This window comes from Streptomyces sp. NPDC057474 (genome assembly GCF_042802555.1).
Taxonomy (GTDB): Bacteria; Actinomycetota; Actinomycetes; order Streptomycetales; family Streptomycetaceae; genus Streptomyces.
Map to the genome: position 1 here is coordinate 1 of NZ_JBHVDX010000360.1, position 6,564 is coordinate 6,564.

5 protein-coding genes are annotated in these 6,564 nt (G+C 69.5%); all 5 read left to right on the forward strand.

Annotated elements, in window-relative coordinates:
* The first annotated feature begins 224 nt into the window (after positions 1-224).
* Positions 225-1,253: a glutamine synthetase gene (gene glnII / locus ACFU53_RS45660; RefSeq protein WP_384006021.1), complete on the forward strand. Its 1,029-nt coding sequence runs from the start codon at positions 225-227 to the stop codon at positions 1,251-1,253.
* 97 nt (positions 1,254-1,350) lie between these two features.
* On the forward strand, positions 1,351-2,367 hold the full coding sequence (locus ACFU53_RS45665; protein ID WP_384006023.1) for a DUF6891 domain-containing protein: 1,017 nt from the start codon (positions 1,351-1,353) through the stop codon (positions 2,365-2,367).
* Between the two features lie 332 nt (positions 2,368-2,699).
* Positions 2,700-3,341 carry a winged helix-turn-helix domain-containing protein gene (locus ACFU53_RS45670; RefSeq protein WP_384006025.1) on the forward strand — a complete coding sequence of 214 codons (642 nt, stop codon included), beginning with the start codon at positions 2,700-2,702 and terminating at the stop codon, positions 3,339-3,341.
* A gap of 117 nt (positions 3,342-3,458) precedes the next feature.
* On the forward strand, positions 3,459-4,493 hold the full coding sequence (locus ACFU53_RS45675; protein WP_384006027.1) for an NAD-dependent epimerase/dehydratase family protein: 1,035 nt from the start codon (positions 3,459-3,461) through the stop codon (positions 4,491-4,493).
* 411 nt (positions 4,494-4,904) lie between these two features.
* Positions 4,905-6,506 (forward strand): DUF1996 domain-containing protein, encoded by a 1,602-nt coding sequence (locus ACFU53_RS45680; RefSeq protein WP_384006029.1) that lies wholly within the window; start codon positions 4,905-4,907, stop codon positions 6,504-6,506.
* The last annotated feature ends 58 nt before the right edge of the window (positions 6,507-6,564 follow it).

Genomic DNA, 6,564 nt, shown 5'->3' on the forward strand with positions numbered 1-6,564 from the left:
CCACCGCACGGAGCGGTGGCCGGCCTCATGTCCGCGTCCACCAGCGCGTCCACCAGGACGTGAGTCGCGCCACAGCGACCCCAGGTAACACGGGGTTCACATTCGAGCAACGACCGGGAAATCGCACGTTGACAGGCTGCCCGGCATCAGCGCGGCGTTTCAGTGCCGCAGCGCCGCAGCACCCGCACTTGCGCCTAGTGACCCACCCCCGAAGGATGTGGCCCGTGACCTTCAAGGCTGAGTACATCTGGATCGACGGCACCGAGCCGACGGCCAAGCTCCGATCCAAGACGAAGATTCTCGCCGACGACGCCAAGGGTGCCGAGCTTCCGATCTGGGGCTTCGACGGGTCCTCCACGAACCAGGCCGAGGGGCACTCCTCGGACCGTGTGCTCCAGCCGGTCTTCTCCTGCCCGGACCCGATCCGCGGCGGCGACGACATCCTCGTGCTCTGCGAGGTCCTCAACATCGACATGACGCCGCACGAGTCCAACACCCGTGCCGCGCTGCGCGAGGTCGCCGAAAAGTTCGCCGGCCAGGAGCCGATCTTCGGCATCGAGCAGGAGTACACGTTCTTCCAGGACGGCTCCCCGCTCGGCTTCCCCAAGGGCGGCTTCCCGGCCCCCCAGGGCGGCTACTACTGCGGTGTCGGCGCCGACGAGATCTTCGGCCGTGACATCGTCGAGGCCCACCTGGAGAACTGCCTGGAGGCCGGTCTCGCCATCTCCGGCATCAACGCCGAGGTCATGCCCGGCCAGTGGGAGTTCCAGGTCGGCCCGGTCTCTCCGCTGGAGGTCTCGGACCACCTGTGGGTGGCCCGCTGGCTGCTCTACCGCACCGCCGAGGACTACGACGTCGCCGCCACCCTCGACCCCAAGCCGGCCAAGGGTGACTGGAACGGCGCGGGCGCGCACACCAACTTCTCCACGAAGGCGATGCGCGAGGGCTACGACGCGATCATCACCGCGTGCGAGTCGCTGGGCGAGGGCTCGAAGCCGCTCGACCACGTCAAGCACTACGGCGCCGGCATCGACGACCGCCTGACCGGTCTGCACGAGACCGCCCCGTGGAACGAGTACTCCTACGGTGTCTCCAACCGTGGCGCCTCGGTCCGTATCCCGTGGCAGGTCGAGAAGGACGGCAAGGGCTACATCGAGGACCGCCGCCCGAACGCCAACGTCGACCCGTACGTCGTGACGCGGCTGATCGTCGACACCTGCTGCACCGCGCTCGACAAGGCCGGCCAGGTCTGATCCACCCGGGCTCCTCGGCCCGAGCTTCCGAGAGGGCGTCCACCGGTTCCGGTGGGCGCCCTCCGGCGTTGTCGGTGGGGCATGCCATGGTGGGGGCATGAAGATCCACGGGGGCGACCCGGCCCGCACGAACGGGCCCGTCGGCACGGACCAGTTGGCCATCAAGGTCGAGACGGAGAACTGGGAGAAGCACGCCCGGATCCCGGCGGACCGGCTGCGCGAGCTGGTGTGCCGGATCGGGGACCACGGCGACCGTTTCCTGGTCGTACAGCGGATACCGGACGTCCCGGACGTCTTCGTCCAGGTCTGGCACGAACGGGCCGACGACGGCACCGACGGCGAGTACCGACTGGAGCATCGGGAGGGCCGCGACCGGTTCTTCGGGGCGGTCCTCACCGACCCGGAGCGGGTCGCCGAGGCCATGACCGGCTGGGCGCGGCGGACGCCGGGCTGGGAGACCGGGATCGACTGGACCCCGCTCGACCACGACGCCCCCGAGGAGGTGCCCGAACTCCCGGACGACGTACGGGAGCAGGTCGAGGAGCGGGTGCGGGAGCTGCTGCGCTGCGGATACGACGACCGTGCGCGGCTGAGCGAGGCCGCCGAGGAGTTTCTGGTCGACGATGGGGGCCCTGCCCGCTCGAGCGAGGCCGAGAGTGGGGGAGAGCGGCCCGTCTCCCCCGCGCAGGCCCGGCAGCTCGTCGACCGGCTCTGGGTGGAGCGGCTCGCCGAGCAGGAGACCTGGGACGGGGTCACCGACCCCGAGCGGGTCACCCGCGCCTTCGAGGCGCTCGGGGCGGCGCACGGCATCACCGCCCGGGAGAACTTCACCTGCTGCCGCAACTGCGGTACGACCGAGATCGGCGCCGAAGGAGCGCCGGAGGCCCGCGGGTTCGTGTTCTTCCACACGCAGTGCACGGAGGGCGCCGCCGCTGGATACGGACTGACGCTGCTGTACGGCGGGTTCGACGGTGCCGCCGAGACCACGACGGCGGTCGGGCAGCAGGTCGTCGAGGCCCTCGCGGCGGAGGGACTGTCCACGGAGTGGGACGGCGATCCCGCCAAGGCCATCACCGTCACCCCGCTGGATTGGCGGAGACGCCTGGTCGGATGAGGTCACGACATACCCGCGTCACATCAAAGAAGCGTCCAAGCAGTGAGAGGAGGCTCCTGTAGCAGGCGCGTGTCTGCTTCAATGGAGCCATGGCCAGCTTCCAGAACCGACGCGCGACGGGTCGCCATGACCTCGAGCCCTTCTGGCCTTCCCGTCAGCACCACGACTTCGACCGGGTGTGTTGCCGCGCGATGAACGCGCCGGCCCTCTAAAGCCGTACACCCCGGCCTTCGGTCGGCGCGGAACGACGTACGTCCCTCGGCGGAACCGATCACGAACTCGGTCGCCGAGGTCTCCCGGACGAACCTCTCGCGCGAAAGAGCTGACCTCTCATGGCGAACACCCGTTCTCTCTCGACCGCCGCTCCGCTGACCGCCGCGTCGGGCTCCGCCCCCGTCGCCGTCCCCTCGCCCGGCGCCTCCCCCCGGCACCGGCTGCGTGCCGTGGGCCGGGACGAGGTCGTGGACATCACGGACTTCCTGCCGCCGGGCGCGACCTGGCTGCCCGCTCCCCAGCACACCCTGCCCACGCTGCCGGGCCGGCCGCCGATGATCGGCTACCTGGTGCTCGTGCCGGCGGACCAGCAGCCGCCGGTGCTGCCGTTCGCGGTCCCGGACGAGAGCCTGGTCGGCCACGCCGGTGCAGGCTCCGGTACAGCTTCCGGTTCTGTCGAGGTCGGGGACGAGCTGGTCCGCGTCGACACCGTGCAGCGCACCGCCGAGGTCGGCGGGCGTCCGCTCGACCTCACCTATCTGGAGTTCGAACTCCTCGCCCACCTGGTCGCGCATCCGAACCGGGTGCACACCCGCGACCAGTTGGTCACCACGGTGTGGGGCTACGGCCATGTGGGCGACGGGCGGACGGTCGACGTCCACATCGCCCGGCTGCGCCGCAAGCTCGGCGCGGAGTTCCGCCAGGCGATCCAGACGGTGCGGCGGGTCGGGTACAAGTACACGCCGCCGCTGGGCCGTTGACGGCCGACCCGCTCGCCCCGGTCCGGGGAATCCGCCGATGTCGGATCTCCTGAGAGCGGATCTCCTGAGAGCAGATTCCCGTTCCGTACCGGCCGCCCGGCGGGCAGAGTCGGCGGTATGAGACTTCTGATGCTGGGTGGTACGGAGTTCGTGGGCCGCGCCGTCGTGGAGTCGGCGCTGGCCCGCGGCTGGGAGGTGACCGTCTTCCACCGCGGACGGCACGAACCTCCGGCCGGGGTGCGGTCGTTGCTGGGCGACCGCACCGCACCGGACGGGCTCGCGGCGCTCGTCGACGCCTCCACCGTCGGCTCCACCGTCGGTTCTGCTTCCGGCGGGGGCGGGTGGGATCTCGTCGTCGACACCTGGTCGGCGGCGCCGCGAGCCGTTCGGGACACCGCCCGGCTGCTGTCCGGCGTGGCCAAACGGTATGTATACGTGTCGAGTTGCTCGGTGTACGCCTGGCCTCCGGCCGCCGGGTACAACGAGCGGGCACCCCTCGTGGAGGGCGCTTCGGCGGACGCCGACCAGACGGACTACGCCCGCGACAAGCGGGGCGGGGAGCTCGCCGCGGTCGAGGCGTTCGGCGCCGACCGCTCGCTCCTCGTGCGCTGCGGGCTGATCCTCGGGCCGTACGAGAACATCGGCCGGCTGCCCTGGTGGCTCACCCGAGTCGCCCGGGGCGGACCGGTCCTGGCACCCGGCCCCCGGGACCTCCCCCTCCAGTACGTCGACGTCCGCGATCTCGCCGCCTGGATTCTCGGCGCGGCGGAACGGGGGTTGAGCGGCGCCTACAACCTGGTCGGGCCCTCGGGCACGACCACCATGGGCGAACTGCTCGACGCGTGCGTGCGGGTGACCGGTGGTTCGGGCGAACTCCGGTGGACAGCATCGGAGTTGATCCTCGACGCCGGTATCGAGCCGTGGACGCAGCTGCCGGTGTGGGTTCCGGAGGGAAGCGACCTCCACGACGCGTTGCACCGGGCGGACGTGTCACGGGCCGTACGGGACGGGCTCCGCTGCCGGGGCGTGGAGGAGACCGTACGGGACACCTGGGAGTGGCTGACGGGGCTCGGCGGGGTCGCACCGCGACGACCGGACCGTCCGGCGGTGGGACTGGACGCGTCGGTGGAGGCGAAGGTGCTGGGCGCTTAGGGCCGGTCGTACGGACCACGCCTTGGGCCGCGGGGCTCGGCACGCACTCCCCGACTGCCTTGAAGGCGTGGGGGGAGTCCCAGCGGTCAGGCGCCGTAGCCCGAAGTCGGCATGATCCGAACAACAGGACCCAGCCGACAAATCGGCATGCGGGCGGCGGTTCTCGCGCATCTCGGCCAGGGCCGCCGAAACGCCCCCTTCACGGACCCCACCAGGGACCTTCACCGTGCACACGCCGTAGGGGATCAACAACTGCCGGTGTTTCATGGGGTGTTGAAACCAGTTTGTCCCACGAATCTCTCATCAGTTTCTGAGTCGCCTGAACACTCCTGGGGCTCCCCGCGTATTTGATGGAGCCGCTTCACTCCTGTCGGGCGCCTCGCTGCCCCGCAAGGAAGTCAGAGGAGTTCCATGGGACGCAACACACGCAAACGACGTTCGCCGCTGGCCGTTCGGGCCATAGCCGCATCCGCGGCGCTCGCGGTCGCGGGCGGCGGCCTGGTCTGGGCGAACTTCTACGCCTCAGCGGGCGAGTCGAAGTCCAAGCAGAACAGCACACTGGCCTCCGCTCAGGTGGCCACCATCGACTGCCCTGACGTCGGCCAGCAGCTGACGAGCGTGCCCCAGAAGGCGCGCAAGGGTGTCGCCAAGGAGCTGGCGCTGCTGGACCAGCAGATCACCGCGGCCTACAAGCGCCTCGCGGACACGCGCCAGGCCCAGGCAGGAGATGCCGGCTTCGTCAACAACGCCATTCTCGGCCCGCTCAAGTCCAAGCGAGTCGCCACCCTCGACCGGATCGGGATCAACATCCGGAACGCGGGCGGCAAGACTCCGCAGGGCATGGACCAGCTCGCCAACTGCCAGGGCGTCGCGGACCAGAACCAGACCAATGCCGGTGGCGGCCAGGGTCAGGGTCAGGGCAACAACAACGGCAACAACGGCAACGGCCAGAACCAGGGCGGCAACGGGAACGGCCAGAACCAGGGCGGCAACGGCAACGGCCAGGACCAGGGCGACAACGGCCAGGACCAGGGCGACAACGGCAACGGCCAGGACCAGGGCGGCAACGGCCAGGGCGGCAACGGCCCGGCGGCCGCCGACTTCGTCGACCTCACCACCGTCCAGCCGAACGGCGGCCCGCAGGGCGTGGGAGGCAACGGTCTCGCCGCGAACGGTGACGGCGGTTCGACCGGTACCTTCACCACGAGCTGCGGCACCAACGAGAACGAACTCCGTAACTCGGACAACGTGATCGTCGCCCCCGGTGTCAGCAACGGTGCCCAGCACCAGCACGACTACGTCGGCAACCAGAGCAACAACGCCTTCGCGAGCGACCAGGACCTGGCGAACGCGGACACCACCTGCCAGAACCAGGGCGACAAGTCGTCGTACTTCTGGCCGGTCATCCGTCTCCAGGACGGTTCGAACGACATCGACGCCAACGCCCCCGGCGGTGGCCAGGACGGCAACGTCGGCCAGATCGTCGAGCCCAGCCAGGCCGAGCTGAAGTTCGTCGGCAACAAGCAGGGCGATGTCGTCGCGATGCCGACCGCGCTGCGCATCATCACCGGTGACGCCAAGGCCTTCGTGAACGGCCTCAACAACGCCAACACGAACTGGAGCTGCACGGGTCTCGAGGACCGTGTGGTGACGGACAAGTACCCGATCTGCCCGCAGGGCAGCTCCGTGGTCCGGACGTCCTTCTTCCAGAGCTGCTGGGACGGACAGAACATCGACAGCGCCAACCACCGTACGCACGTCGACTTCGTCGAGCAGAACGGCAGCTGCTCCAACGGCTTCCAGGCCATCCCGCAGCTCCAGGTCCGCCTGGTCTACGACGTCCCGGCGCCGTCCATCCAGAACGGACAGCTGCAGAACGCCTACGCGATCGACTCCTTCCCGGACCAGCTGCACAAGGCGATCACCGACCACAACGACTTCATCAACTTCTTCGACCAGAACACGATGAACCAGGTGGTCGACTGCATCAACAGCGGCCAGGACTGCCAGTAGTCCTGAAGCAGTCACCCTGAAGCAGTGACGAGGAAGCCGGCGGTGGGATCTCCCACCG

Bases quoted from the DNA above. Each gene is read 5' to 3' on its own strand.
- ACFU53_RS45670 (WP_384006025.1), top strand. From the start codon at position 2,700: ATGGCGAACACCCGTTCTCTCTCGACCGCCGCTCCGCTGACCGCCGCG.
- ACFU53_RS45675 (WP_384006027.1), top strand. From the start codon at position 3,459: ATGAGACTTCTGATGCTGGGTGGTACGGAGTTCGTGGGCCGCGCCGTC.
- ACFU53_RS45680 (WP_384006029.1), top strand. From the start codon at position 4,905: ATGGGACGCAACACACGCAAACGACGTTCGCCGCTGGCCGTTCGGGCC.
- ACFU53_RS45665 (WP_384006023.1), top strand. From the start codon at position 1,351: ATGAAGATCCACGGGGGCGACCCGGCCCGCACGAACGGGCCCGTCGGC.